Below are 26,043 nucleotides of genomic sequence, written 5' to 3'. Positions count from 1 at the left end.
AGTACTTAAAGTTTCATAACTTTGATGCTAACGGTTTTTTCATGGAAAATTTTAAAAATAGATTTAAAGATTATTTACTCTTAGAGAAAAATTATTCTTTGCATACTGTTGCTGCTTATATTAATGATGTAGGTTTTTTCGAATCGTTCTTGTCCAATGCTTATGATGATGATAATTTGATTGCTGTAAATTATAATCAAATCCGTTCTTGGATTGTCTCACTTTCAGATGATGGGATTTCTAATTCATCCATTAACAGAAAAATATCTTCCCTAAAATCATTTTATAAATTTTTACTAAAAACCAAGCAAATTGATTCTAGTCCCTTGCTAAAACACAAAGCTTTAAAATCACCAAAAAAAATTCAAATTCCCTTTTCTGAAAAAGAACTCGATTTGGTTTTAAATCAAATAAAGTACAGTAATGATTTTGATGGTATTCGAGATAAATTAATTGTTGATTTGTTTTATACAACAGGAATTAGAAGAGAAGAACTAATCAACCTAAAGTTGCAAGATGTTGATTTGTCAAGTCATACCATAAAAGTTTTAGGTAAAAGAAACAAAGAAAGAATAATTCCGATTTTGCCTATTGTAGAAAATCAAGTTAGAGATTATTTATCCGAAAGAGCACAGCTACAAAGCATTACGGATTCGGGCTATTTTTTTCTGCTGTTAAAAGGCGTTAAATTGAATAATTCGTTTGTTTATCGTCTAATAAATTATTACTTTAGTAATGTCTCAGAGAAGGTTAAAAAGAGTCCGCATATATTAAGACATACATTTGCAACTCACCTACTAAATAACGGGGCAGATATAAATTCAGTTAAAGAATTATTAGGACATTCTAGTTTAGCTTCTACACAAGTATATACTCATAACAGTTTAGCAGAACTTCAAAAAGTATACAACAATGCTCATCCTAGGAATAAATAATGATTCTCAAATGTTTAACCAATAAAAATTTGATTATGAAGATAAATGTTAATGCAGTAAATTTCGCTGTCGATAAAAAACTGGTTGATTTTATCAATGAACGATTAGGAAAACTTGAAAAATTTTATGATAAAGTTGTCTCGTCGGATGTTTTTTTGAAGGTAGAAAAGACAAGTGAAAAAGAAAATAAAATCGTAGAGGTTAAAATTCATGTTCCTGGAGATGACTTTATGGTAAAAAAACAGTGTAAAACATTTGAGGAAGCAGTAGAGTTATCAGCAGAATCTTTAGAAAGATTATTGTTAAAAAGAAAGGAAAAAATCAGAACACATATATAAGGTAAAAATTTTTCTAAAAATGTTTTGATTAAAAGATAAAATCCATACATTTGCAGTCCGTTAGAAATAGCGGACTTTTTTTATTGATATTGCCAGCGTAGCTCAGTTGGCTAGAGCAGCTGATTTGTAATCAGCAGGTCGTGGGTTCGAGTCCCTCCGCCGGCTCAATTTAGGCATAAATAAAAGAAGTTGGGGAGATACTCAAGCGGCCAACGAGGGCAGACTGTAAATCTGCTGTGTGAACTTCGCAGGTTCGAATCCTGCTCTCCCCACAAGATTTTTAAAAGGTTTTTTCTGAAAGCTTGCTTTAGAGAAAATAAATTTTAAAAACCTTAGATAAGGCAACGTCTTATCAGGATCATCATCCTAAGGTTGGTAATCCAAAGATTGGAATTTAGAAATAAGAATTTGGTTTTTCTGAATTCTAAAATCTAACTTCTGGACTAGGCACAAGCCGACTTAGCTCAGGGGTAGAGTGCTTCCTTGGTAAGGAAGAGGTCACGGGTTCAATTCCCGTAGTTGGCTCAAATTAAATTGAAAATTGAACACTAATAAATATATATAACTAAGTTTAAAATTAATTAAAATGGCAAAAGAAAATTTTAACCGTAACAAGCCCCACTTAAACATTGGAACAATTGGGCACGTTGACCACGGAAAAACAACTTTAACTGCAGCAATCACAAAAGTATTGTCTGATGCAGGTTACTGTCAAGCGAAATCATTTGATCAAATTGATAACGCTCCAGAAGAAAAAGAAAGAGGTATTACTATCAACACTTCTCACGTTGAGTATGAAACTGCTAACCGTCACTACGCACACGTTGACTGTCCAGGTCACGCGGATTACGTTAAGAACATGGTTACTGGTGCTGCTCAAATGGACGGTGCTATCTTAGTTGTAGCTGCTACTGACGGACCAATGCCACAAACACGTGAGCACATCCTTTTAGGACGTCAAGTAGGTATTCCAAGAATCGTTGTATTCATGAATAAAGTGGATATGGTTGACGATGCTGAGTTATTAGAATTAGTAGAAATGGAGATTAGAGATTTATTATCTTTCTATGATTATGATGGAGATAATGGTCCTGTAGTTCAAGGTTCTGCTTTAGGTGGATTGAATAACGATCCTGCTTGGGTACCAAAAATCATTGAATTGATGGAAGCTGTTGACAACTGGATCGAAGAGCCAGTACGTGACGTTGCTAAGCCATTCTTGATGCCAGTTGAAGACGTATTTACAATTACAGGTCGTGGAACTGTTGCTACAGGACGTATCGAAACTGGAGTTGCTAATACTGGAGATCCTGTTGAGATTATTGGTATGGGAGCTGACAAATTAACTTCTACAATCACAGGGGTTGAAATGTTCCGTAAAATCCTTGACAGAGGTGAAGCTGGAGATAACGTTGGATTACTTTTAAGAGGTATCGACAAAGCTGATATCAAAAGAGGTATGGTTATCATTAAACCAGGTTCAGTAAAACCACATGCTAAATTTAAAGCTGAGGTTTATATCTTGAAAAAAGAAGAAGGTGGTCGTCACACGCCATTCCATAATAACTACCGTCCACAGTTTTACGTTCGTACAACTGACGTAACAGGAGTTATTTCTTTACCAGCAGGTGTAGAGATGGTAATGCCAGGTGACAACTTAACTATTGATGTAGCTTTATTAAGCCCAATTGCAATGAACGTAGGTTTACGTTTCGCTATCCGTGAAGGTGGTAGAACAGTTGGTGCAGGTCAAGTTACTGAAATCGTAGAGTAATTTAACTAAAATAGAAATCCAGCAGAGAGCCATTTTGGCGCTCTGCTGTTTTTTAATAATAATCAACGGGCGTAGTTCAAGGGTAGAATAGCGGTCTCCAAAACCGTTGATGGGGGTTCGAATCCCTCCGCCCGTGCAAAAAATAATAGTACAATGACAAAAATTGTTAATTATATATCAGAAGCATTTGAAGAGTTAAAAACAAATGTTACATGGCCAGAATGGGCTGAAGTACAACGTTTCACAATTATTGTGGCTGTATTTTCAGTAGTTTTTGCTTTGTTGACATGGGGAGTTGATGAGCTTTTTGCTAAATCAATCGCTGGTTTTTTTAATTGGTTGAAATCATAATTTTTTTCAAATGGCAGATAATAATGTGAAGAAATGGTATGTGGTTAGAGCTGTAAGCGGACAGGAAAACAAAGTCAAAGCTTACATCGAAACTGAAATCAATAGATTAGGAATGTCGGATTATATCTCTCAAGTGCTTGTGCCAACGGAAAAAGTGGTTCAAGTTAGAGATGGGAAAAAGATAGCTAAGGATAAAGTTTATTTTCCTGGTTATGTTATGATTGAAGCTAATTTGGTTGGTGAGATACCACATATTATTAAATCGATTACTGGAGTTATTGGGTTCTTAGGTGAAGTTAAAGGGGGTGATCCTGTGCCTTTGCGTATGTCTGAGGTAAACCGAATGCTAGGTAAAGTAGATGAGTTAGCTGTAAATACAGATACTCAAAATATTCCATTCAATATTGGTGAAACAATAAAAGTAGTGGATGGTCCTTTCAACGGTTTCAACGGAACTATTGAAAAAATAAATGACGAAAAGCGTAAGCTAGAAGTAATGGTTAAAATTTTCGGAAGAAAAACTCCATTAGAGTTAGGCTTTATGCAAGTTGAAAAAGTATAATTTGTTACACTATTATAAACCGCAAACGTCTGCTTCCACAGACTGATGCAATTTTTTAAAAACAATGGCTAAAGAGATTAGTAAAGTAGTTAAACTACAAGTTAAGGGAGGTGCTGCGAACCCATCGCCACCGGTTGGACCTGCTCTGGGAGCTGCTGGTGTTAACATCATGGAGTTCTGTAAGCAATTTAATGCTAGAACACAAGATCAACCTGGCAAAGTGTTACCGGTACAAATTACCGTGTACAAAGACAAATCGTTCGATTTTGTTGTAAAAACTCCACCTGCTGCAATTCAATTATTGGATGCTGCTAAATTGAAATCTGGTTCAGGCGAGCCTAACAGAAAAAAAGTTGCTAACGTAACTTGGGATCAAATTAAAGGAATCGCTGAAGACAAGATGGTTGATTTAAATGCTTTCACAATTGAATCTGCTATGAGCATGATTGCTGGAACAGCTAGATCTATGGGTATAACTGTAACTGGGGATTCTCCTCTAAAATAAGGTAAGAAATGGCAAAATTGACAAAAAAACAAAAAGAGGCTGCTTCAAAAATTGAAAAAAACAAACTGTATTCTTTAAAAGACGCTTCGTCTTTATTGAAAGTTGTTGCTTCAGCAAAATTTGACGAGTCTGTTGACATTGCTGTTCGTTTAGGAGTAGATCCAAGAAAAGCAAATCAAATGGTAAGAGGTGTTGTAACCCTTCCTCATGGAACTGGAAAAGATACTAAAGTATTAGCTTTAGTTACTCCAGATAAAGAAGCAGAAGCGAAAGCTGCTGGTGCTGACTATGTAGGATTGGATGATTACCTTCAAAAAATTAAAGATGGTTGGACGGATGTTGATGTTATCATCACTATGCCTGCTATCATGGGTAAATTAGGTCCATTAGGACGTGTATTAGGCCCAAGAGGTTTAATGCCAAACCCTAAAACTGGAACGGTAACCATGGAAATTGGTAAAGCTGTTGCAGAGGTAAAAGCTGGTAAAATCGACTTTAAAGTTGATAAAACAGGTATCGTACATGCAGGCATCGGAAGAATCTCTTTCGAAGCTGATAAACTTGTAGATAACGCTCACGAAATTATTCAAACATTACTTAAATTAAAACCAACTGCAGCTAAAGGTACTTACATCAAGTCTATTCACTTGTCAAGTACTATGAGTCCTGCTATTGCTTTAGATCCTAAAGCAGTATAATTGGTAGTTAAACAAATTTTATTATGACAAGAGAAGAAAAATCAATCGCGATAGAAGATTTAACTGCAAAGTTGGCGGATAGTAATATAGTTTATATTGCTGACACTTCTGGATTAGATGCTGAAACAACTTCAAATTTAAGAAGAGCTTGTTTTAAAGCAGGAATCAAATTAGAAGTAGTTAAAAATACTTTGCTTGAAAAAGCAATGGAAGCTTCGGCAAATGATTATGGTGATTTATCATCTGTGTTAAAAGGAAACTCTTCCATTTTTATTTCAGATATTGCTAACTCACCTGCAAAAATCATTAAAGATTTCAGAAAAAAATCTGACAAACCAGCTTTTAAAGGAGCTTATATCAACGGTGAAATTTACATCGGAGATAACCTTTTAGACAGTTTAGCTTCATTGAAATCAAAAGAAGAAGTTATTGGAGAAATCATTGGATTACTTCAATCTCCTGCTAAACGTGTTATTGCAGCATTGTTAAACAATGCAGAGCAAAAAGGTGAAGCAGCAGAATAATTAGAGCACACTAAAAAATAATAATTAAAGAACATTTTAAACGATAGAAAAAATGGCAGATTTGAAACAATTCGCAGAACAATTAGTTAACTTAACAGTAAAAGAAGTTAATGATTTAGCTACAATATTAAAAGATGAGTATGGTATCGAACCAGCTGCTGCAGCTGTTGTAGTTGCTGCTGGTGGTGCTGGTGGTGGTGAAGCTGCTGAAGAGCAAACAGAATTCACTGTAGTACTTAAAGAAGCTGGTGCTTCTAAATTAGCTGTTGTAAAAGCGGTTAAAGAATTAACTGGTCTTGGCTTGAAAGAAGCTAAAGATTTAGTTGACGGTGCACCATCTAACATCAAAGAAGGAGTTACTAAAGCTGAAGCTGAAGGTTTGAAAAAATCTTTAGAAGAAGCTGGAGCTGTTGTTGAGTTAAAATAATCCAACACCAGTTTTAGAACTAGGTTTAGGCCTTGGACAAATGCGTCCAAGGGCCTAAACCATTTTTCGTATAATAAAATTATATCCAGTTTTATTGTTAGTACGAAAATTTTTTGATCGATAACGAAGAAAGAAAATGAGCGAACTTGGTTTATTTTTAAAGATGTATCGGTTACAAAAAAGAAAGTATGGATTACTTAGTGTTTCTACACAAAAAATTACTTTTTTTTAATCAAAATTTTGATCATTGATGATAACAAATCAGACTGAAAGATTGAATTTCGCCTCTACTAAAAACATACCTCAATATCCGGATTTTCTTGATGTTCAGGTAAAATCTTTTCAAGATTTCTTCCAATTGGAAACGAAATCAGACGAGAGAGGCAACGAAGGGTTGTACAACACCTTCATGGAAAACTTTCCAATTACTGATACAAGAAACCAATTTGTATTGGAATTCTTAGATTATTTTGTTGACCCACCTCGTTATACTATTCAAGAGTGTATCGAAAGAGGTTTAACATATAGCGTGCCTTTGAAAGCACGTCTAAAACTTTATTGTACTGATCCAGAGCACGAGGATTTTGAAACTATCGTTCAGGATGTTTATTTAGGAACTATTCCTTACATGACACCAAGCGGTACTTTCGTAATCAATGGTGCTGAGCGTGTAGTAGTTTCTCAATTGCACCGTTCCCCTGGCGTTTTCTTTGGTCAGTCTTTCCATGCTAATGGTACTAAGTTATACTCTGCCAGAGTTATTCCTTTCAAAGGATCATGGATTGAATTTGCTACCGATATCAACAGCGTTATGTATGCTTATATCGATAGAAAGAAAAAATTACCTGTAACTACTTTATTCCGTGCTATCGGTTTCGAAAGAGATAAGGACATTCTTGAGATCTTCGACCTTGCTGAAGAAATTAAAGTATCTAAAACAGGTCTTAAAAAATATATTGGTAGAAAATTAGCTGCGAGAGTATTGAATACTTGGCACGAAGATTTCGTGGATGAGGATACTGGCGAGGTAGTTTCTATCGAACGTAACGAGATTATCCTTGATAGAGATACCATTATCGACAAAGATAATGTGGAAGAAATCATTGATTCTAACGTTAAATCTATTTTGTTACATAAAGAAGATGCTAATCAAGGTGATTATGCTATCATCCACAACACGTTACAAAAAGATCCAACCAATTCTGAAAAAGAAGCCGTTGAGCATATTTACAGACAATTGCGTAATGCAGAACCGCCTGATGAAGAAACGGCTCGTGGTATTATAGATAAATTGTTCTTCTCTGACCAACGTTACAACTTAGGTGAAGTAGGTCGTTACAGAATGAACAAAAAGCTTGGTTTGGATATCCCAATGGAAAAGCAAGTGCTTACTAAAGAAGATATCATTACCATCGTAAAATATTTGATTGAATTAATAAACGCGAAAGCGGATATTGATGATATCGATCACTTATCAAACCGTCGTGTTAGAACAGTTGGTGAACAATTGTCTCAACAATTCGGTGTTGGTTTAGCGCGTATGGCTCGTACTATTCGTGAGAGAATGAACGTTAGAGATAACGAGGTGTTTACACCAATTGATTTGATTAATGCCAAAACATTATCATCGGTTATCAACTCTTTCTTTGGTACTAACCAGTTGTCTCAATTTATGGATCAAACGAATCCATTAGCTGAGATTACGCACAAAAGAAGATTATCAGCATTAGGACCAGGTGGACTTTCAAGAGAAAGAGCAGGATTTGAGGTACGTGACGTTCACTATACGCACTACGGAAGACTTTGCCCAATTGAAACTCCTGAGGGACCAAATATTGGATTGATTTCGTCACTTGGTGTTTATGCTAAAGTAAACGGAATGGGATTCATCGAAACGCCTTATCGTAAAGTAACTAATGGTGTGGTTGATTTAACTTCTGAACCAATTTACTTAAGCGCTGAAGAAGAAGAAGGAAAAATGATTGCTCAAGCAAACATTGAAATGGATGCTAAAGGGAAAATTACTGCTGATAAAGTTATTGCCCGTGAAGAAGGTGATTTCCCAGTAGTTGATCCTAATCAAGTTCATTTCACAGATGTTGCGCCTAATCAAATTGCCTCGATTTCAGCTTCGTTAATTCCTTTCTTGGAACATGATGATGCGAACCGTGCGTTGATGGGATCCAACATGATGCGTCAGGCTGTACCATTGTTACGTCCTGAAGCACCAATCGTTGGAACTGGTTTAGAGCAACAAGTAGCTTCTGATTCAAGAGTATTGATTAATGCTGAAGGAGATGGAACTGTTGAATATGTTGATGCTAACATGATTACCATCAAATACGACAGAACGGAAGCCGAAAGAATGGTAAGTTTTGACCCAGATGAAAAAACATACCAATTAATCAAATTTAGAAAAACGAATCAAAGTACGTCTATCAACTTGAAACCTATCGTAAGAAAAGGGGACAGAGTGAAATTGGGACAAGTACTTTGTGAAGGATATGCAACGCAAAACGGAGAGTTAGCTTTAGGTAGAAACCTTAAAGTTGCTTTTATGCCTTGGAAAGGGTATAACTTCGAGGATGCGATTGTGATTTCTGAAAAAGTGGTTCGTGATGATATTTTCACTTCTATCCACGTTGATGATTATTCTTTGGAAGTTAGAGATACTAAATTAGGTAACGAAGAGTTGACTAATGACATTCCTAACGTTTCTGAAGAAGCAACAAAAGATTTAGATGAAAATGGAATGATTAGAATTGGTGCCGAAGTAAAACCTGGCGACATTCTAATCGGAAAAATTACACCAAAAGGAGAATCAGATCCTACTCCAGAAGAGAAATTGCTTCGTGCCATCTTCGGGGACAAAGCTGGTGATGTAAAAGATGCTTCATTAAAAGCTTCTCCATCATTACACGGTGTGGTTTTAGATAAAAAATTATTCGCAAGAGCGGTAAAAGATAAAAAGAAAAGAACCAAAGATAAAGACGATTTGACGGCTTTAGAAATGGAATTCGAAACCAAATTTGTCGATTTAAAAGAGAAATTAGTAGAGAAACTTTTCACTATTGTAAACGGAAAAACATCTCAAGGTGTAATGAATGATTTGGGTGAAGAAGTTTTACCAAAAGGTAAAAAATACACCCAAAAAATGCTACACGCCGTAGAAGATTTCGCTCACTTAACCAAAGGACAATGGGTTGCTGATGACGAGTCAAACAATTTAGTAAATGACTTAATTCACAACTACAAAATCAAATTAAATGATTTACAAGGTGCTTTAAGAAGAGAGAAATTCACTATCACTGTTGGAGATGAATTACCTGCTGGTATCTTGAAACTGGCTAAAGTTTATATCGCTAAGAAACGTAAACTGAAAGTGGGAGATAAAATGGCGGGACGTCACGGAAACAAAGGTATTGTGGCCCGTATCGTTCGTCATGAAGACATGCCATTCTTAGAAGACGGAACTCCAGTTGATATCGTATTGAATCCATTGGGTGTACCTTCTCGTATGAACATCGGACAGATTTATGAAACGGTTTTAGGTTGGGCTGGAATGAACTTGGGTAGAAAATTTGCTACACCAATTTTTGACGGAGCAACTTTAGATCAAATCAATGAATTTACTGATGAAGCAGGCATTCCACGTTTTGGTCATACTTATTTGTATGATGGTGGAACTGGAGAGCGTTTCCATCAACCAGCAACTGTTGGAGTTATCTATATGTTGAAACTTGGACATATGGTTGATGATAAAATGCACGCACGTTCTATTGGTCCATACTCTCTTATTACACAACAACCATTGGGTGGTAAAGCTCAATTTGGAGGTCAGCGTTTTGGAGAAATGGAGGTTTGGGCACTTGAAGCTTATGGAGCATCAAGTACGCTTAGAGAAATTTTGACTGTTAAATCGGATGACGTTATTGGTAGAGCTAAAACTTACGAAGCTATCGTTAAGGGAGAGTCAATGCCAGAGCCAGGATTACCAGAATCATTCAATGTATTGATGCATGAATTGAAAGGTCTTGGATTAGACATCAGATTAGAAGAATAAAAAGAATGCAGTATTCAGTCTCATATTATTTGAGACTGAATACTTATTATACTAAGTTTTTAAAGATTTATACCCGTAAACCGTTCCGATTTTTTATTGAACCTTTAGGTTTTTATAATTAGCACTTCAGGATGAAAGAGGCTTGAGGTTTAGAGAAGTAATTCGAGGTAGTAGCTGAATGAAATACTCTTTTTTTTGAGAGGAAAATCATAAATCTAAATTCAATTTAATTGCAAATAAATCAATAGTAAAAACTATGATGAATAATAGAAATAATAGTCGAGACAGCAAAAACACCATTAAGAGATTTGATAGAATTTCAATTGGTTTAGCATCTCCAGAATCTATCTTGGCTGAGTCAAGAGGCGAGGTTCTGAAACCTGAAACAATCAATTATAGAACTCACAAACCAGAACGTGATGGTCTTTTCTGCGAGCGAATTTTCGGTCCAGTAAAAGATTTTGAATGTGCTTGTGGTAAATACAAAAGAATCCGTTATAAAGGAATTGTGTGTGACCGTTGTGGAGTTGAAGTTACGGAGAAGAAAGTACGTCGTGATAGAGTAGGACACATTAACTTGGTGGTGCCTATTGCTCACATTTGGTACTTCCGTTCTTTACCAAACAAAATTGGTTACATCCTTGGTTTACCATCTAAGAAATTAGATATGATTATTTACTACGAGAGATACGTAGTAATTCAAGCGGGTATTGCTGTGAATGCTGAAGGTGAATCATTACACCGTTTGGACTTCTTAACAGAAGAAGAATATTTGAATATTCTTGATTCCTTGCCACAAGAAAACCAATATCTTGATGATTTCGATCCTAATAAATTCGTTGCCAAAATGGGAGCGGAGTGTATTATGGATTTATTAGCTAGAACCGATTTGAATGCTTTGTCATACGAATTGCGTCATGCTGCTAATAATGAAACATCAAAACAAAGAAAAACAGAAGCTTTAAAAAGACTGCAAGTTGTGGAATCCTTCCGTGATTCAAACAAAAACAGAGAAAATCGTCCTGAGTGGATGATTATGAAAGTAGTTCCTGTTATTCCGCCAGAATTGCGTCCGTTAGTGCCGCTTGATGGAGGTCGTTTTGCAACATCCGATTTAAATGATTTATACAGAAGAGTTATCATCCGTAACAATCGTTTAAAAAGATTAATGGAGATTAAAGCTCCTGAAGTGATTTTGAGAAATGAAAAACGTATGTTGCAGGAATCTGTTGACTCGTTATTCGATAATACTAGAAAAGCTTCTGCTGTTAAAACAGAATCTAACAGACCATTGAAATCACTTTCGGATTCCTTGAAAGGAAAACAAGGTCGTTTCCGTCAAAACTTATTAGGAAAACGTGTGGATTATTCTGCTCGTTCGGTAATTGTTGTTGGGCCAGAAATGAAATTGTTTGAATGTGGTTTGCCAAAAGATATGGCTGCCGAACTATACAAACCATTCGTTATTCGTAAATTAATCGAAAGAGGAATTGTTAAAACCGTTAAATCGGCTAAGAAAATAATCGACAAGAAAGAGCCAGTAGTTTGGGATATCCTTGAAAATGTAATCAAAGGACATCCTGTAATGCTTAACCGTGCTCCTACTTTGCACAGATTAGGAATCCAAGCGTTCCAACCTAAACTTATTGAAGGAAAAGCAATCCAATTGCACCCATTAGTATGTACGGCGTTTAACGCGGATTTTGATGGTGACCAGATGGCGGTTCACTTGCCACTTGGACCTGAAGCTATATTAGAATGTCAACTATTGATGTTAGCTTCTCACAATATCTTGAACCCTGCTAATGGAGCACCTATTACGGTACCTTCTCAGGACATGGTATTGGGTCTATATTATATGACTAAAGAAAGATTGTCTACTCCAGAAATGAAAATTTTAGGAGAAGGTTTAACTTTCTATTCTGCTGAAGAGTGTAATATCGCTTTAAATGAAGGAAGAGTAGAATTAAATGCTCGTGTTAAAATTAGAGCTAAAGACTTTAATGAGAACGGAGAATTAGTTTATAAAATCATTCAAACTACTGCGGGTAGAGTTTTATTTAATGAAGTAGTACCTGCTGCAGCTGGTTATATCAATGAGGTATTGACTAAAAAATCATTACGTGATATTATTGGAAAAATCCTTTCGGTAACTGATGTTCCTACAACGGCTGCTTTCCTTGATAACATGAAGGATATGGGATACAAATTCGCTTTCAAAGGTGGATTGTCTTTCTCATTAGGAGATATTATTATTCCGGAAAGAAAAGGCGAATTGATTGCTGATGCAAGAGAACAAGTTGACACTATTTCGGTAAACTATAACATGGGTCTTATTACTAATAACGAACGTTACAACCAAGTTATTGATGTATGGACTTCAACGAATGCCTTACTTACAGAATTGGCTATGAAAAACATTAGAGAAGACCAACAAGGGTTTAACTCAGTGTATATGATGCTTGACTCTGGAGCGAGGGGTTCTAAAGAACAAATTCGTCAGTTAACTGGTATGCGTGGTTTGATGGCTAAGCCTAAAAAATCGACTGCTGGTGGTGGAGAGATTATTGAGAATCCGATTCTTTCTAACTTTAAGGAAGGTCTTTCGATTTTGGAATACTTTATCTCTACTCACGGTGCGCGTAAAGGTCTTGCGGATACGGCTCTTAAAACAGCGGATGCTGGATACTTAACTCGTAGATTACATGACGTTTCTCAAGACGTAATTGTAAACTCTGTAGATTGTGGTACGTTAAGAGGAATTGAAGTTTCTGCCTTGAAGAAAAACGAAGAAATCGTTGAGACTTTAGGAGAAAGAATCTTAGGACGTGTGGCATTGCAAGATGTTATCAATCCGTTGAATAATGAAATATTAGTTCACTCAGGTGAGCAAATTACTGAAGCTATCATGAAAGCTATTGAAGAATCTCCACTTGAAAGAGTTGATGTTCGTTCTCCATTAACTTGTGAAGCTAAAAAAGGTATTTGTGCTAAATGTTACGGAAGAAACTTAGCTACTGGAAAAATGACTCAAAAAGGAGAAGCTGTTGGAGTAATTGCTGCACAGTCTATTGGAGAGCCAGGTACACAGTTGACATTACGTACGTTCCACGTTGGTGGAGTTGCGGGTGGTGTTTCTGAAGAATCTACAATTGTAGCTAGATTTGGTGGAAGACTTGAAATTGAAGATTTGAAAACAGTTGTTGGTGAAGATGCTGATGGTAACAAAGTAGATATCGTAGTTTCTCGTTCGACAGAGTTGAAATTAATTGATAGTAAAACAGGTATCTTATTGAGCACGCATAACATTCCTTATGGTTCAGTTATCAGTGTGAAAGATGGTGATGTTGTGGAAAAAGGTGCTGTTATCTGTAAATGGGATCCTTATAATGGAGTTATCGTTTCTGAGTTTACTGGAAAAATTGCTTACGAAGATTTAGAACAAGGACAATCGTTCCAAGTGGAGATTGATGAGCAAACTGGTTTCCAAGAAAAAGTAATTTCGGAAGGAAGAAATAAAAAATTAATCCCAACCTTATTGGTATATGGTAAAGACGGAGAATTAATCCGTTCTTATAACTTACCAGTTGGAGCTCACCTTATGGTAGAAGATGGAGAGAAAATTAAAGCAGGTAAAATCCTTGTTAAGATTCCTCGTCGTTCTTCTAAAGCTGGGGATATTACAGGAGGATTGCCAAGAATTACCGAGTTGTTAGAAGCTCGTAATCCTTCAAACCCTGCGGTAGTTTCTGAGATTGATGGTGTAGTTTCTTTTGGAAAAATTAAAAGAGGTAACCGTGAGATTATCATCGAATCTAAATTTGGTGAGATTAAGAAATACCTAGTGAAATTATCTAGTCAAATCTTGGTTCAAGAAAATGACTTCGTGAAAGCTGGGGTTCCTTTATCTGATGGTGCTATTACTCCAGAAGATATTTTAAGAATTCAAGGACCATCTGCTGTTCAACAGTACTTGGTAAATGAAATTCAAGAGGTATACCGTTTACAAGGGGTAAAAATCAATGACAAACACTTTGAAGTAGTTATTCGTCAGATGATGCGTAAAGTTCAGGTGCAAGATCCAGGAGATACTTTATTCCTTGAAGAACAATTGATTCACACTGCTGATTTCTTGGTAGAGAATGATAAATTGTACGGAATGAAAGTGGTAGAGGATGCAGGTGATTCTGAAGTATTGAAACCAGGTCAGATTGTTTCTCCACGTGAATTGCGTGATGAAAATTCGTTATTGAAACGTAATGATAAAAACCAAGTTGTGGCTCGTGATGTTATTACGGCTACTGCTACTCCGGTATTACAAGGTATTACAAGAGCATCGTTACAAACGAAATCATTCATCTCTGCGGCATCGTTCCAAGAGACTACAAAAGTATTGAATGAGGCAGCTGTTGCTGGTAAAGTAGATACATTAGAAGGTCTTAAAGAAAATGTTATCGTTGGACATAGAATTCCTGCAGGTACTGGTATGAGAGATTATGATCATACTATTGTAGGTTCGAAAGAAGACTATAATGAGATCATGGCTAGTAAAGAAGAATATATCTACTAAGTTATGAGTGATATCAATCAACAAGGCCAAATCAATATTGAATTGGATGAGAAAACAGCTGAAGGGATTTATTCTAACTTAGCTATCATTAATCATTCTGCTTCAGAATTTGTTGTCGATTTTGTAACCATTATGCCAGGCGTGCCTAAGGCTAAGGTTAAGTCGAGAATTGTATTGACTCCACAACATGCTAAGAGATTCCTTAAAGCATTGGGAGAAAATATTCATCGATTTGAACAAGTTAATGGTGAAATTAAAGATACCGAACAACCACAGATTCCTTTGAACTTTGGTCCTGCAGGTCAAGCATAATTTTTTAACATCTATTCATAAAAAAACCTCTTCAGCGATGAAGAGGTTTTTTGTTTTTTATGAATAAACTGCGTTCTCATTATGATTAACGCATTTTAGGCTTTTTATTTTTTAACAGTTATATTTTTATTAATCTAAATTTTGAAAAAAAAACATTTAATTTTATTTTGTAATCAAATGTAATGGGTATTCTTTAATATATTAGCGGTTCATTTTTTATAAACTAAATTAATTATGAAAAAAAATATTTTTATTTCATTAGTCCTCTTGTTAAGTTGTTTAAATGGTTTCTCACAAGTTTTTTCAAATTCAACTATTTCTGCTGCGGGTTCTTGGAATGGAACATTAACAAAAACGGTAACTGTTTCTGGTTTGTCAAATTTGAATGCAGGAATTTTTGAATTAGTACAAGTTAATCTTCATATGGGTGATGATGCTAATACCAGAAATTATAATTTGTATAGAATAACATTAACCAAAGGAACTACAAGTATAGAATTAGTTGCAAATGGAGGTTTGCCAAATTCTACTGTTAAACAAATCAATACCAAATTTAGATACAATACATATTTAAAAAGACTATTTGAACACGGTGGAACTGCTGAACCTTTTAGCGTTGGCTATTATCGTTCACAAGATGATTTAACAGCATTTAATGGGATTGACCCAAATGGAGTTTGGACTGTAACAATAACAGAAACTTCCTCTGCAACGGGAGGTCGATTTAACAATGTAGACTTGGTATTCAAAACACCGTTCACCGTTCAAGATTACACTACACTTACTAGTTATGATAATTGTTCTACTCCTTATTGTTTAGGTACCGCTGAAATTATTGTAGCGTCTAACAATGGATTTACAAATCAATCAGGTGACATGTACAATCCGAATACACCTTCATGTAGCTGGAATGCGGCACAAAACAATTCGGCTTGGTTTAAATTTAGAGCTGCTCAAACTTCAGTAAAAGTTACAATATCTGCTATATCTGGGAATTTACAAATTTTAGCGGTTGATGCAGGAGCAGATAATAATCCATGCACTCCTGGAGATAATTTAGTTTTAACTGGAGGTTGTCCAACATTAAGCATTAATGATACTTATAGTAGCCCACAATATACAAATGGCTCGACAAAAAACAATCAGCTCAATTTAAGTGGTTTAACCATAGGAAAGTATTACTATTTCATTGTTGATGGATCAGGAGCGTCTGTTTCTCCTTTTTATATAGAGACTACAGGAACATCATTTGATTGTTCTAATTGTGCCCTTAATGCTACATTAGGTAGCAATAGCCCAGTTTGTCAAAATGGAACATTAAATCTAACTTGTAATGATGGAACAAGTTGGTCTTGGACAGGTCCAAATGGTTTTACAAGTAGTAGTCAAAATCCAACTTTAAACAATGTGACATCTTTGGCCTCTGGGACCTATACTGTTGCTATCACAGACAATAATGGATGTACCGATACTAAGTCTATAGACGTGGTTATATCTCCTAATATAGTTCCTTCTTTTAATACTCCAAGTCCAGTTTGCATAGGCTCAACATTAAACCCTCTTCCTACAACTTCAAATAATGGAATTCTTGGAACTTGGAGCCCTGCTTTGAATAACACAACTACAACAACTTATACTTTTACCCCTAATGCCGGTCAGTGTGCTTCAACTACTTCACTATCCATTACGGTTAATAATTGTGATTTTGGACCTTATGCCACCGCTGTTTGGATGGATGATTGTACTACTCCTGGTGATGGTAAATTTTATAATACAACTGGAGGAGGAGCTGATTTGATTAATCAAGAACCTGGCAATACCTTCATCAAAGATTTTGGAGTTCATATAACAAACTCTTCGACTTTAATTTTAAGAGGAGGGGAAGTAAAGACTTATAGAAATGGCAATACTAATGTTTGTGGAGCCAAAATGTACTACAGGTATTATTTAAACTCTGCATCAGGTGGTGCTTTTGCTCCAAGAAACTTAGCTTTTTATAGTGATTGTAATACTGGTATAAGTGAATTTATAAATGGAGGTGGACCTTGTGTTGCTGGTCAGCAAAAATGGCAATGTGTTTCTCAATCTGGATGTGATGCTCCTGTAGATTTAACTACTCTCGCACCTGGAGATTATACATTAGAAGTTTACTATGATGTAACAGGCGATTTTAATTCTACTAGTTTATGTCGTGATACTATCATTTTAAATAACGGTGGGACAAACTATAAAGCTAATTTTACTATCATAGCAGTACCAACAGTAAGCAATACTAATCCAACAACTTGTAACGGCACAGAGGGAAGTATTACTATTTCAGGCCTTAGAGCTAATGATGTTTATGCGGTTAGTTACCAATTTAATTCAACCTCAATTGGGCCAAATAATTTTACTTCAAATAATAATGGAGAAATTCTAATTTCAAATTTAGGTATTGGTACTTATTCTAATTTTAGTTTTGTTATCAATAGTTGTACAACCACATTACCTTCTAGTGTGACGCTTCAAAATCCAATTTTCACTCCTGTTTTTAGTACACCAAATCCTTTTTGCTATGGAGCTACTGTGCCAGCTACGGTATTTCCAACAACTTCAAATAATGGGATTACAGGAAGTTGGTTACCAGCTATAAATAATACTGCAACGACAAACTATACATTTACACCAGATGCTGGACAATGTGCTATTACCAGCAATTTAACGGTTGTGATTAATCCTGAAATTACCGGAGCAATCAATTCAAATCCAAACACGGTTTGTAATGCAAGTTCTTCTGGCTGTTCTCCTTCGGGGACACATGTTGTAATTAATGAAGTGATGCATTTTCCAACCACAGCTCAAGGGCTAGTTGCTAATGGGACTGAATATGTTGAGCTTTACAATCCGACATGTTCTCCAGTAGATTTATCATGTTATACAATAGCTACAGCAGCTAGGCCAAATTCCAATCCAGGAAGCGCTCTTTCTAGAGGAGGTACTATTATTTTACCATCAGGGACTACTTTAGCGCCTAAATCACATTATGTTATAGGTACTTCTACTTCCTCTTCAAATCTTGCCAATATTGATTACAATACAACTTTAACTTCAAATTATTGTTCTATCAATCAATTTGTAATGGCCAATGGAGATGGTTGGGTTGCCTTAAATGATGCTAATGGAACTCCAGTGGATGCTATCTATTGGACAGTTGGAGCCAATGAAAGTTCTAAAATAACAACAGATGATGATTTAGATGACGCACCATGTATTCCTTCATCGGTTGGTTCTTGTAATACTAGTAGTTTGACATTGTTATCTGCCAAAGCTATCTATCAATTAAATCCAGCATTAATTAATTATGTTGGACAAACCACAATTCTAGGATTAGGATCAACAGGAAATACGTTTAGTAGAATACCTGATGGTGGTTCTTGGCAAAGAGATATTCCTGGAAGTATTAATTTAGTTAATTGTAATAATGGTATTTGCGATACAGCTCCAACGGCTACTTGTAATGGAAATGCAACAGTAATCATTACTCAAGGCTCAGGAAATTATAGTTATTTATGGAATGACCCTCAAGCTCAAACTACTCCAACAGCCACTAATTTATGTGCTGGGAATTATTGTGTTACTGTAACTGACTTGGATACTAATTGTAACCAACAATTCTGTGTAACTGTAAACGATAACATTCCAAATGTAACACCAACTTTTAGTTTTGGAACAATTTCAAATATTTGTTCAGGAGGCGTAGTGCCAACATTACCAAATACTTCAGCAAATGCAATTACAGGAACTTGGTCGCCTAGTGTTGTTGATAATACAAATGGTGGAACTTACACTTTTACTCCGGATGCCGGACAATGTGCTCTAGTCACAACATATACTGTTAATATAATTCCTCAAAATACACCAACTTTTAGTTTTGGAACAACTTTAAATACTTGTTCAGGAGGCGTAGTGCCAACATTGCCAAATACTTCAGCAAATGCGATTACAGGAACTTGGTCGCCTAGTGTAGTTGATAATGCTAATAATGGAACTTATACTTTTACACCGGATGCCGGACAATGTGCTACAGTTGCCACATTTACAGTTAACATAACACCTCAAACAACACCAACTTTTAGTTTTGGAAACAGTTTAGGTATTTGCTCAGGAGGTTTAGTGCCAACTTTACCAAACACTTCAGGTAATGCTATCACAGGAACTTGGTCGCCTAATGTAGTTGATAATGCCAATAACGGAACTTACACTTTTACTCCGGATGCCGGACAATGTGCTACAGTTGCCACATTTACAGTTAACATAACACCTCAAACAACACCAACTTTTAGTTTTGGAACTAGTTTAGGAGTATGTTCTGGAGGTTTAGTGCCAACTTTACCAAACCCTTCGGGCAATGCTATCACAGGAACTTGGTCACCTAGCGTAGTTGATAATGCCAATAACGGAACTTACACTTTTACTCCGGATGCCGGACAATGTGCTACAGTTGCCACATTTACAGTTAACATAACACCTCAAACAACACCAACTTTTAGTTTTGGAAATAGTTTAGGTGTATGTTCTGGAGGTTTAGTGCCAACTTTGTCAAACACTTCAGACAATGCTATCACAGGAACTTGGTCACCTAGTGTTGTTGATAATGCTAATAACGGAACTTACACTTTTACCCCAGATGCAGGACAATGTGCTACAGTTGCAACATTTGTCGTTACAGTAACTCCTCAAACAACACCGATATTTAGTTTTGGAAGTACATTGAGCACTTGTTCGGGTAGCGCAGTGCCAACATTACCAAACACTTCAGATAATGCGATCACAGGAACTTGGTCACCTAGTGTAGTTGATAATGCCAATACCGGAACTTACACTTTTACTCCTGATGCTGGACAATGTGCTACAGTTGCCACATTTACCGTTATAGTAACTCCTCAAACAATACCAACTTTTAGTTTTGGAACTGCATTGAATATTTGTACAGGTGGAATTGTACCAACTTTACCAACTATTTCTAATAATGCTATCACAGGAACATGGTCGCCTTCTGTTGTTGATAATAACAACGACGGAATCTATACTTTTACTCCAAATTCATCTAGTTCGTCTTCTCCTAATTTAATTGTAAACGGTGATTTTTCTCAAGGAAATTCGAACTTCAGCAGCGATTATCAGTACCTCGCGAATGCAGGCCTAAATGGAGTACAAAAAGCGTACGGAATTGTATCTGCTGCCAATTCATGGTTTCAATTTTTTCAGCCTTGTTTAAGTAATGCGCCTTCTGGAGGAAATATGATGGTAATTGACGGCTCAACATCTAATGGAGGAACTGATAAAGTTTGGGGACAAACAGTAACTGTACTTCCTAACAGAACTTATACTTTTAGCTATTGGTTGCAAACAATTGCTACTCCCAATCAAGCCTTAATTGACGTTAAAATTAATGGTGTTTCTATAGGAACATCATCAGCCCCAAATACTAATTGTCAAACCGTACAATATACTTACACATGGAATTCTGGTACAAATACTACAGCTCAAATTGAGATCTTTGATAGAATTTTTGTTGCCAATGGTAATGACTTTTCTTTAGATGATATTTCATTTGTTGAAAATGGTTCGCAATGTGCTACCAATTCAATACTTACTGTAACTGTTACTCCACAAACAACTCCAACATTTAGTTTTGGAACAAGTATAGGTATATGTTCAGGAGGAGTAGTGCCAACATTACCAAACACTTCGGATAATGCTATCACAGGAACTTGGTCACCTAGTGTTGTTGATAATACCAATAACGGAACTTATACTTTTACACCTGATGCAGGTCAATGTGCTACAGTTGCAACATTTGCAGTTTCCATAACTCCTCAGACGACACCAACATTTAGTTTTGGAACAACTTCGATTATTTGTTCAGGAGGAGTTGTGCCAACATTACCAAATACTTCAAACAATGCTATCACAGGAACTTGGTCACCAAGTGTTGTTGATAATACCAATAACGGAACTTATACTTTTACACCTAATGCAGGACAATGTGCTTCAGTTGCTTCATTTGTGGTAACTATAACTCCTCAGACGACACCAACTTTTAGTTTTGGAACTACATCGAGTATTTGTTCTGGAGGGGTAGTGCCAGCTTTACCAAACACTTCAGGAAACGCTATCACAGGAACATGGTCACCTAGTGTAGTTGATAATGCCAATGATGGAACTTACACTTTTACACCAGATGCAGGACAATGTGCTACAGTTGCCACATTTGTGGTTACAATTAATGAAAAACCTCAATTTACAATCTCAGGTGGATGTGACGGGATAAATTATGTTTTGAATATCGTTCAACAAAATCAAAATATTAATTCAGTTCAATGGTTTTATAATAATGTAATCATTGGTCAAGGAAACTCAATTGTCATTACAAATGAAGGTACTTATACAGCAGTTGCAACTAACTCACTTAATTGCGATAATAATGCTCAATTTGTTGTTACCAATGATTTTTGTTCTATACAAAAAGGGATTTCTGTTAATAATGATGGATTAAATGATGTTTTTGAATTATCAAATCTAGGGGTAAAATATTTGCAAATTTTCAATAGATATGGCATGAAAGTATATTCAAAAAGCAATTATACAAACGAATGGGGTGGTAAATCTGACAATGGTGATGAACTTCCAGATGGTACGTATTATTATGTAATAGACAGAAATAATGGCGAGACCAAAACGGGATGGATTTATATCAATAGAGCTCAATAACACATTAGATAATTTGTATTCAAAATAAAAACAAACACAAAATGAAGAAACTATATTTCATTGCGATATTGGCTTTAGCGATTACCGAGTTAAAAGCACAGCAAGACCCGCATTACACGCAATACATGTATAACATGAGTGTGATAAATCCGGCATATGCTGGTTCAAAAGAAAGTTTATCTGGAGGTTTACTTTACAGAGCCCAATGGGTGGGAATAGAAGGAGCGCCAACAACAGGTACCTTCTTTCTCCATAGTCCTGTGGGTAGAAATGTTGGTTTGGGACTTTCTGTAATTTCAGATAAGATTGGTCCTGTTGAAGAAAACAACATTTATGGTGATTTCTCATACACCCTAAATTTAGGAGGAGAACATAGATTAGCCTTTGGTTTAAAAGCGGGAGCTACTATGCATAAAATTGATTTTGCAACGATTTACCCAACGTTGCCTAATCCTTCTACGAGTGATCCGTTTTATGCATCAAATCCGAATAGTACGTTTTTAAATATTGGTTCAGGACTTTTCTACTATACCAATAAATATTATATCGCTTTTTCTGTTCCAAACATGTTAAGATCTAAATATTTAGATTTCAATGGAAGACAATACGGGACGGATGTCATACATTATTTCTTAACTGGAGGGTATGTGTTTGATTTAAATCCGAATTTAAAATTCAAACCATTTGCCATGATAAAATCGTCAGTTAACGCACCAACATCTTTTGATGTTTCTACAAACTTTATGTTTTATGATAAGTTAGAGTTAGGAGCAACTTATAGATTGGAAGACTCTTTTGGGGCTATGGTGAATTTTGCCATTACACCAAGTTTAAGAATCGGATATGCTTATGATCACATCATTTCTGATTTAAAAGTAGTAGCACCAGCTTCTCATGAGTTCATGCTATTATTTGATTTGAACTTCCCGAAAAAAGTATCACGTTCACCAAGATATTTCTAACCTAAAGTACTTCTAAAAAATGAAAAATCTATATATAGCATTAAGTTTTGTGGTCATCAGTCTTACTGTTTCGGCGCAAAATAAAAACACTAAATCAGCTGATAAATTATTCAATAGATTTGAATATGTTGATGCAGCCAAAGAATATCTAAAATTGGTTGATAACGGCAAAGCAGACCCTTACGTTTACAAACAATTAGCCGATACCTATTACAACATGTTTAATTCTACGGAAGCTGTTAAATGGTATGCCAAAGCTACAGAGACTAATCAAGAGGCCGAAACATATTACCGCTATGCTCAAATGCTAAAAGCTAATGGGAAATATGAGGATGCTAACAAACAAATGCAAAAGTTTGCGGCTGCAGCTCCAAGTGATTCTCGAGCTAAGGCATTTAAAGAAAATCCTAATTACGTTCCAAGATTATTGGATAAAACCAAATTATACAATGTTAATCCTTCTGATATCAGTAGCGATAAGTCTGATTTTGGAGCGGTGCTTTACGACAACAGTTTGTATTTTGCTAGCGCTAGAAACGGAGCTAGAAAAACGTATGGTTGGACAGATGAGCCTTTCTTAGACATTTATAAAGCAGATTACAATGCTGATGGCACTATCACCAATGCTTCTCCACTAACCGATTTAAATTCTAAATGGCATGATGGTCCAATCACTATTAGTGCTGATGGAAATACGGCTTACTTTGCCAGTGAGAGTTTTAAAGAAAAGATATCGGAAAAAGATAAAAAAGCCAATGCTAAATTCAGTCAAGTGTACTTATTCAAAGCGGTTAAAACTGGAGATAAATGGGGAGACATTACGGCTTTACCGTTTAATGATAAAACCTTTTCCAACAGTAATCCAAGTTTAAGTCGTGATGGTAAAACATTGTACTTTTCTTCAAACCGACCTTCAAGTGTTGGTGGAACAGATATTTGGAAAGTAGCTATTAATGCAGACGGAACGTATGGTGAACCTCAAAACTTAGGGGTAAAAGTAAATACCGAAGGCAATGAGACTTTTCCTTTTATAGCCGATGATAACAAAACATTATATTTTGCTTCGAGTGGTAAACAAGGATTTGGTGGCTTAGATGTGTATCAAATAGATTTATCTAATGGTTCTGAAGCTAGTAATTTGGGTAAACCAGTAAATACGGAGAAAGATGATTTTGCTTTCACGTTTAATGAAAGTAAAAAAGCAGGTTTCTTATCTAGTAATCGTAATGGAAACGACGATATCTTCGCTGTAAGTCCGATTTGTGGTGTAGATGTTCAAATTGTAGTTACAGACGCTAAAACAGGGGCTATTTTAGCTAATGCTAGCGTTTCTATATTGGATGACAAGAAAAATGTTATCGCTACTGAAATGGCTAATGCTAAAGGTGAAGTAAAATATAGAGTGGAATGTGACCGCGCTTATGTAGTGCAAGCTTCAAAAGACGGGTATGAAGGCAGTACTTTTGCTGTGACTAAAAGTAAAGGACCATCTGCTACTGTGGCTGCTGCTTTACAACCTATCGATGTTATTGTAACGGAAACAGAAATTATTTTGAAGCCGATTTACTTTGAATTTGACAAAAGCAATATCACACAGGAAGGCGCTTTTGAGTTAGACAAACTAGTTCAGGTGATGAAAAACAATGATAAAATGGTGATCATGGCCAAATCACATACCGATAACAGAGGAAGCGATAAATACAACTTAGCGTTATCTGATAGAAGAGCAAAATCTACTGTTCAATACATTGTTTCGAAAGGAATTGCTGCTGATAGAATTTCAGGAAAAGGAATGGGTGAATTAGAACCAAAAGTAGATTGCGGAAAAGATTGTACTGAAGCACAACATGCACAAAACAGACGTTCTGAATTCTTGATTGTGAAGTAAAAAATTAAAATTATATTTGCTGTCAAAAGAAACAAATATCTCTTATGACATTTAAACAATTTTATTTACTTGGTTTATTTGGAATTACTTTTTCAGTAGCAACATATTTGTTTTTTTTAAGACTATCACATTCTAACAAGAGCAAACAAAATAATTATTATAAAGAAATAAATCAAGGTTTATTGTTTATAATATTTGCCATTCTTTCATGGTCAGTTGTAGCAATTTACAAGATTTTTGATTTAAAAGAATTTTCACTTTCTTATATCATCAACGATAGAATACTATCGTCAATGAATAATCTTTTCCTTTTCTTAAGTTTGGCTTTTTTCCCAATTAAAGAGAAAAATATTTTTACGTCTTATTTTGTTAAGAAAGAAAAATGGGTTATCAATGTATTTATAATCTTTTCTATAGTTATCTGTTTTTTTACAATAACGGATAAGATTAGTGATAGTTTTAATTTCGTTTCGAGATTATTGATAGTTGGATTAGATTCTGTTTTCTCCATTGCTTGCTTATCGGGTTTAGGCTATGTTTTGTATTATGCCTATAAAGAATTAGGTTTTGAAAAATGGACACTAACCTATATTAAGATTTCTATTGGACTCTTATCTTTAACGCAAGTTTTATTGCCTTTGTCAAAGATGGTTCCTGGTGCATTAAGCCTTTTTTACCCACACTTTTTAGCTTTTTTCATCATCTGTATTACACAGTTGGTTTTTTTGATTGCAAATTATTATACAGTTTTATACTATTCTTTAAAAAACAATTCATTAGCAGAAAACAACTTTTTAAAAGACCAAAATATCAATTCTCAAGATATTGCGGAAATATTGAAAATTGAAATAGGATATAGTAATGAAAATAAGTTATTCTATTTGACTATAGTGTTTAAAGATCAATTTCAAAAGCAATTTAAAGAGACTAATGAAAATTCAAAATTATTACAACCGCTATTATATTGGTTATTATTTTCAGCTGCCAAAAAACAAAATGTTATGCTAACTCATCAAGATGTAGCATTGGCAAAATATAGAATGGTTGATTATTGGAATAAAGAAAGTAATTTTAAACTAAACCAGGAGTTATTGTTTTTTAACGAAAGTGGTTATTTTGAATTTAAAATTAACGAAGAAAATATAACTATATGTGAAAAAGATTTTTTCAAATCTAAATTATCTGTAAAAGAAATTTTCAAAAAATACTTCATTTGTTTTGTGCCACAAGAAATCAAAACTACAGAACAATTAAATAACAAGAAAAATGCAGACAAGTATTTGTTAGATAATTTTGAAGCTTTTTACAAAAATATTTTAGAATAATTTTCATCTCTCAAGGATAGTTGTGTTGATGTTTATTCTTGTAACGAAAACACAAT

Annotated in this window: 16 protein-coding genes and 4 tRNA genes; all 20 read left to right on the top strand. The window is 35.3% G+C overall.

The features are described 5' to 3' along the window. The first annotated feature begins 41 nt into the window (after positions 1-41). The 20 genes from OLM53_RS07065 to OLM53_RS06970 all read left to right on the top strand — a co-directional run bounded on the left by OLM53_RS07065 (position 42) and on the right by OLM53_RS06970 (position 25,987). Positions 42-935 carry a tyrosine-type recombinase/integrase gene (locus tag OLM53_RS07065; RefSeq protein ID WP_264522328.1) on the top strand — a complete coding sequence of 298 codons (894 nt, stop codon included), beginning with the start codon at positions 42-44 and terminating at the stop codon, positions 933-935. A 35-nt stretch (positions 936-970) separates the two neighbouring features. Continuing rightward, complete coding sequence (gene hpf, locus OLM53_RS07060) at positions 971-1,273, top strand: ribosome hibernation-promoting factor, HPF/YfiA family (protein WP_264522327.1); 303 nt, start codon at positions 971-973, stop codon at positions 1,271-1,273. Positions 1,274-1,364: 91 nt separating this feature from the next. Next, a tRNA-Thr gene (locus OLM53_RS07055) sits at positions 1,365-1,438 on the top strand. Between the two features lie 26 nt (positions 1,439-1,464). Further along, positions 1,465-1,545 (top strand) — tRNA-Tyr (locus OLM53_RS07050). Positions 1,546-1,726: 181 nt separating this feature from the next. Further along, positions 1,727-1,798 (top strand) — tRNA-Thr (locus OLM53_RS07045). 61 nt (positions 1,799-1,859) lie between these two features. Continuing rightward, positions 1,860-3,047 (top strand): elongation factor Tu, encoded by a 1,188-nt coding sequence (gene tuf, locus OLM53_RS07040; RefSeq protein ID WP_264522326.1) that lies wholly within the window; start codon positions 1,860-1,862, stop codon positions 3,045-3,047. Positions 3,048-3,112: 65 nt separating this feature from the next. Continuing rightward, positions 3,113-3,183, top strand: a tRNA-Trp gene (locus OLM53_RS07035). Positions 3,184-3,200: 17 nt separating this feature from the next. Beyond that, a complete protein-coding gene (gene secE, locus OLM53_RS07030; RefSeq protein WP_264522325.1) occupies positions 3,201-3,398 on the top strand; it encodes a preprotein translocase subunit SecE in 198 nt (65 codons plus the stop codon). 10 nt (positions 3,399-3,408) lie between these two features. Further along, entirely contained in the window at positions 3,409-3,960 is a 552-nt protein-coding gene (gene nusG / locus OLM53_RS07025; protein WP_264522324.1) for a transcription termination/antitermination protein NusG, read from the top strand. A 64-nt stretch (positions 3,961-4,024) separates the two neighbouring features. After that, a complete protein-coding gene (rplK, locus tag OLM53_RS07020) occupies positions 4,025-4,465 on the top strand; it encodes a 50S ribosomal protein L11 (protein WP_264522323.1) in 441 nt (146 codons plus the stop codon). Positions 4,466-4,473: 8 nt separating this feature from the next. Continuing rightward, positions 4,474-5,163 (top strand): 50S ribosomal protein L1, encoded by a 690-nt coding sequence (gene rplA, locus OLM53_RS07015; protein WP_264522322.1) that lies wholly within the window; start codon positions 4,474-4,476, stop codon positions 5,161-5,163. A 23-nt stretch (positions 5,164-5,186) separates the two neighbouring features. Beyond that, positions 5,187-5,687, top strand: coding sequence for a 50S ribosomal protein L10 (gene rplJ / locus OLM53_RS07010; RefSeq protein WP_264522321.1), 501 nt, complete (start codon positions 5,187-5,189; stop codon positions 5,685-5,687). Between the two features lie 52 nt (positions 5,688-5,739). Beyond that, the gene (gene rplL, locus OLM53_RS07005; protein ID WP_264522320.1) at positions 5,740-6,114 is read left to right on the top strand and encodes a 50S ribosomal protein L7/L12; all 375 of its coding nucleotides are present in this window, start codon (positions 5,740-5,742) and stop codon (positions 6,112-6,114) included. Positions 6,115-6,364: 250 nt separating this feature from the next. Next, positions 6,365-10,177: a DNA-directed RNA polymerase subunit beta gene (rpoB, locus tag OLM53_RS07000; protein ID WP_264522319.1), complete on the top strand. Its 3,813-nt coding sequence runs from the start codon at positions 6,365-6,367 to the stop codon at positions 10,175-10,177. Between the two features lie 256 nt (positions 10,178-10,433). After that, positions 10,434-14,747 (top strand): DNA-directed RNA polymerase subunit beta', encoded by a 4,314-nt coding sequence (gene rpoC, locus OLM53_RS06995; protein ID WP_264522318.1) that lies wholly within the window; start codon positions 10,434-10,436, stop codon positions 14,745-14,747. 3 nt (positions 14,748-14,750) lie between these two features. Next, a complete protein-coding gene (locus tag OLM53_RS06990) occupies positions 14,751-15,059 on the top strand; it encodes a DUF3467 domain-containing protein (RefSeq protein ID WP_264522317.1) in 309 nt (102 codons plus the stop codon). Positions 15,060-15,293: 234 nt separating this feature from the next. Continuing rightward, positions 15,294-21,812, top strand: a complete 6,519-nt coding sequence (locus OLM53_RS06985; RefSeq protein ID WP_264522316.1) for a gliding motility-associated C-terminal domain-containing protein — start codon at positions 15,294-15,296, stop codon at positions 21,810-21,812. 41 nt (positions 21,813-21,853) lie between these two features. After that, on the top strand, positions 21,854-22,774 hold the full coding sequence (locus OLM53_RS06980; protein ID WP_264519938.1) for a type IX secretion system membrane protein PorP/SprF: 921 nt from the start codon (positions 21,854-21,856) through the stop codon (positions 22,772-22,774). 19 nt (positions 22,775-22,793) lie between these two features. Next, a complete protein-coding gene (locus OLM53_RS06975; protein WP_264522315.1) occupies positions 22,794-24,662 on the top strand; it encodes an OmpA family protein in 1,869 nt (622 codons plus the stop codon). 44 nt (positions 24,663-24,706) lie between these two features. Further along, the gene (locus tag OLM53_RS06970; protein WP_264522314.1) at positions 24,707-25,987 is read left to right on the top strand and encodes a hypothetical protein; all 1,281 of its coding nucleotides are present in this window, start codon (positions 24,707-24,709) and stop codon (positions 25,985-25,987) included. Positions 25,988-26,043: the final 56 nt, after the last annotated feature.

Source organism: Flavobacterium sp. N1994 (assembly GCF_025947145.1).
GTDB lineage: Bacteria > Bacteroidota > Bacteroidia > Flavobacteriales > Flavobacteriaceae > Flavobacterium.
Note: the sequence above shows the minus strand (reverse complement) of the source record. Positions and strands in the feature narration are given on the sequence as shown.